Raw genomic sequence first — 4,151 nt, 5'->3', positions numbered from 1 at the left:
CCGAAGCCTTTACTCGTCCCAAGTTGATGCAACATCTGTCGAAGTTGGGCTTTACCCAGTCCTACACTTACTTCATTTGGCGCAACACTGCCTGGGAATTAAGGGAATACTTCACTGAGCTGAATAACCCTTGGTTCCGAGAGTTTTTCCGTCCTAATCTCTGGCCTACTACCCACGACGTACTTCATCATTACCTGCAAGTCGGAGGCCGCCCCGGCAGTATTATTCGATTAATTTTGGCAGGCACTCTCTCTGCTAGCTATGGCATCTATGGCCCGGCGTTTGAGCTATGTGAACTCACACCTCTCGAAGAGGGCAGTGAAGAGTTCCTCAACTCAGAAAAGTATGAAATCCGCACTTGGAACCTGGATGATCCTAATAGCTTGCGGGACATTATCAAGCGACTCAACCAAGCTCGTCGTGATCACCCAGCTCTACAAAGTAACCACAGCCTTCGATTTCACAATTGTACCAATGACCAAATGCTTTGCTATACCAAGCAAACGGATGACTTTTCTGATGTCATCCTAGTGGTGATTAATCTGGATCCCCACCAAACCCATAATACTTTTGTGGATTTGCCGTTAGAGAGTTTGGGGCTTGATCCGTATCAGGACTATCAGCTTCGAGATTTGCTCATGGATGTGGAATATACCTGGTTTGGGGGACGAAATTACGTAGAATTGGATCCGAATGTGATGCCTGCCCATGTGTTTTGGGTAAAACAGTGGGAAGAAACCTGACTTGTTCGATAGGTTCTATTGCTGAATTAGCCAGTGTAGAAGCCATCCTAGGAGAATGCCTAGGCCTCCGAAGCGGATAGCTAGCCAAAAAAGGTCGCTGAAGCCGTCCCAGGAAAATAGCTGACTCTCAAGCTGAATCTCCAAGTCTATGAGTTGTTGACGCAACTCACGCAGCTCATGGTGCAGGTCGGTTAGGGGGGTCACTGTCGATCGCTGTTCAGTGGCTTGTAGACGCTGGTGAAGTTGATCGTAGTGATGTTGATCTGCTTTAAGGCGATCGTAGCGTCTGCGCAGGTCATGGAGTTGCTGGGTAGTGGCCTCTAGGGCTGACTCAAACGTGTGTTCCAAGTCTGCTAGGGTTTTGCGCCGCCAAGCAGCCCGTCGCGATCGCCGCAGAGCAGATTGCCGAGATTTTGATGACGATGGCATTATGATAAGGTACGGCGTAAATGGACAAAGACGCTATGACTCATTCTACCCAGACTCCTTCTCAGAGTTTGCGTAATCCTGCTACCAGTGCCCTGGATGCAGTTGCAACACTAGATTTAGCCCAGGCCCTGCTAGAGCGACTGACAATCACAGAAAAGGATTGGCATCGACTCAAGGCTAATCGCACTGCTAGAGCTTGTGAACAGACGGCAGCGGCGTTACTGTTTTTGCTAAAGGAACAGCCCCAGGAAGCATTGCTGCGGTTGCAACAGGCATCGGGATGGCTAGATCGATCGATTTCGGCCCCTCCTTGTCCTAGCCATCATTCGTAGTTGTTGCAGTGTGTTGTAGCCGTGGTTGCGTGAGGTCTATGACGACTCAGGCTGGGGTAAATATTGTTGCCGAAAGGCTTCGACTACTCGACTCATACCCACGGAATTAGAGGCTTTGAACAGGATGCGATCACCTGGTTGCACCAGGTCACACAGGCGTTGCACCAGAGCAGCACAGGTTTCGGGAGAGGTGCCCTGAAATTGTTCAACAAGGGGAATCTTAGAGGCACCGTTGGCGATCGCGGTGGTTGCTGGTTCATCAATCATCAGCAACAAACCATCCAGTCCTAGAGCTTGCGCGGATTCGCCTACCTGTTGGTGTAGAGCGGCTGAGTGATCACCTAGTTCTTTCATGGTGCCCAAGACAGCAATGTGTCGTTGACCTGGCAGTTGGGCCAGCAGGTGTAATGCAGCTAACATTGACTCTAGCCCAGCGTTGTAGGTTTCATCCAGCAAGATAACGTCGTTGGGCAAGACATAGCGACGCGATCGACCAGTGGGTAAATCAACCCTGATGCCATGGGCTAAAGTTGACCAGTCAATTCCTAAAACCTTAGCCACGGCTAGGGCAGCTAGGTAGTTGAGAGCATTGTGCCGTCCTGGCAGAGGCAGAGAAATATCTAGGCTGCCCACAGTCAGTCGATCGCCGACACCATCGATGCTATTGCTGGGATGATACTGTCCATGTAGGTCACCACCCGTCAGTCCATAGGTGATGGTGTGTCCAGACCAAACTTGGCTGGCCATTGTCAACAACAGAGGACAGTCATGGTTCAAAATCGCTGTCCCGGTTTGGGGCATTTCTTGCAGCAGTTCACACTTAGCCTGGGCAATTGCTGCTTCAGACCCTAGCCTACCAATATGGGCTGTGCCAACATTGGTAATCACGGCGATATTGGGGCAGGCAATCTGGCTGAGAAGGGCAATTTCTCCCAGTGCTCGCATACCCATTTCAATTACAGCGTAATCATAGTGCTGATCCAATTCCAGCAAGGTTTTAGGAACACCAATTTCATTATTGAAGTTGGCCTGACTTTTTAAGACAGTGCCTTGGGTTGCTAGCACAGCCGCAATCATCTCTTTGGTAGTGGTTTTGCCGACAGATCCAGTAACTGCTACTATGGGAAGTGTAAATTGCTGCCGCCACCAATGGGCGATCGTCTGGTAGGCTTGGAGAGTATCAGTTACTACGAATAGAGGTAGGTGCTTTGGGAACTGGGAAGTTGCAGTTGCTTGGACAAACCGATCGTCTACGATCGCCGCTACAGCACCCTGCTGATGAGCTACTGGCAGAAAGTCGTGACCATCAAACCGCTCACCTCGCAACGCCACGAATAGGTCACCAGGTTTCAAGACTCTAGTATCGGTTGTAATCCCAGTGGCAATAGTATCTAGCTCAGGCTCTGGTTGATTGATGGGGTGTACTTGCAACTGATGAGCAAGTTGACCTAGGGCAATGGAAAATGGCATAGGTAATGCAGATGCTAGTGATCGAGAGTAAGCAGTTAGGTGCTAGAGGCCGACGATCTGCGCCGCCGCCGTCGATTCACCAGTTCTGCTGGTAGTTCTTCAGCTCTAGAATCATCTGCAGAAGGATTCTCACCAGTTAGGTCAACATCCAATTCATCACTCAGGTCATCAGCATCAAGCCCTAGTTGGTTGGTGCTAGCATCTACATCATCCCCAAATTCCTCATCATCATCCTCATCAGAGCTATCTAAGTCCAGATCAATGTCATCTATAGTGTCTGTATCTAGGTCGTCTGGCTCTATAGCGTCTGCCTCAGGTATAGGCTCATCACTATCCTCTACAGAGGGTGAGGGTGCAACAGCCTCATCTGGCTCTTCACCGGGTAGGAGAACTGTAATAATTGCTGATCGGGGATCTTTGACTGGCTGATCCAGCATCACTAGGGGAGAAATGCCCATTAGAGCATATACATCCTGCTCCTCTGGAGTCATCACTACCGAGATATGTTCAGGTGGATGGGCAGGGGATTTTGGCTCGCGCCGCGATCGCCGCTCTGAGCGCTCTGGCCAAGTTTCCTTGGCTGGAAGTTCATCACTCGGTAGACCCGCTAAATCAGCTTCACCGTCAAGACTAGCATCATCATCGGCAGCAGTACCATCGCGACGACGATAGACAGCAGCTTCGGCTTGACCATTACGACTTGATCTGCCACTATCCTTGCTATCACGGCGACGGCGGCGGCGACGACTTCCCCGGTCTGAATAGTTACCATAACCCTGGTCAGCGTCTGCGGCATCACGGTCTTCGCCTAGAGCCTCATCACCACTGGCTAGGTCGTTGGCAACCCCCAACCCTGTGGAATAGCCAGCACTGACAGCAAGGAATTCTGGCTCAGTACTAGTAGGGACAGGCCCACGACTACGAGACCGTCGATCGCGGGATGACTCTACTCGGTTGCGTGGGTCAGCTAGTCGAGACTCCACAGCACTAGGATCACGCAGAGCCACTCGTTCCAACGGCTCTAGGTGAGTGTCTGGCTCTCCTGGTAGGTGAACAAGATGACCCAGTCCGCCACAAGCTTCACAGGGACGACTAAATAACTCGTAAATATTTTGGCCTTGGCGCTTGCGAGTTAACTCCACAAGTCCTAGTTCTGTCAGTTGGGCAATTTGAGGAC

General features: G+C 50.8%; 5 protein-coding genes. 2 read left to right on the top strand and 3 right to left on the bottom strand.

Features of this window, described 5'->3' with window-relative positions:
• Positions 1–743: alpha-1,4-glucan--maltose-1-phosphate maltosyltransferase (locus NZ772_14970; GenBank protein MCS6814855.1), on the top strand; the 743-nt coding region annotated here is incomplete at its 5' end.
• Positions 744–758: 15 nt separating this feature from the next.
• Here the strand turns inward: NZ772_14970 and NZ772_14965 are convergent.
• Complete coding sequence (locus tag NZ772_14965; GenBank protein ID MCS6814854.1) at positions 759–1,172, bottom strand: hypothetical protein; 414 nt, start codon at positions 1,170–1,172, stop codon at positions 759–761.
• A 35-nt stretch (positions 1,173–1,207) separates the two neighbouring features.
• Between NZ772_14965 and NZ772_14960 the strand changes: the two genes are divergently transcribed.
• Positions 1,208–1,504, top strand: coding sequence for a DUF6439 family protein (locus tag NZ772_14960; GenBank protein ID MCS6814853.1), 297 nt, complete (start codon positions 1,208–1,210; stop codon positions 1,502–1,504).
• 36 nt (positions 1,505–1,540) lie between these two features.
• Here the strand turns inward: NZ772_14960 and NZ772_14955 are convergent, their stop codons facing one another.
• Both NZ772_14955 and NZ772_14950 read right to left on the bottom strand, forming a co-directional pair.
• A complete protein-coding gene (locus tag NZ772_14955) occupies positions 1,541–2,974 on the bottom strand; it encodes a UDP-N-acetylmuramoyl-tripeptide--D-alanyl-D-alanine ligase (protein MCS6814852.1) in 1,434 nt (477 codons plus the stop codon).
• Between the two features lie 35 nt (positions 2,975–3,009).
• A partial coding sequence (locus NZ772_14950; protein MCS6814851.1) for a hypothetical protein occupies positions 3,010–4,151 on the bottom strand: 1,142 nt, incomplete at its 5' end.

Source organism: Cyanobacteriota bacterium (genome assembly GCA_025054735.1).
Classification (GTDB): Bacteria; Cyanobacteriota; Cyanobacteriia; order SKYG9; family SKYG9; genus SKYG9.
The sequence above is the reverse complement of the archived record's forward strand: the minus strand, read 5'-3'. Positions and strand labels throughout refer to the sequence as shown.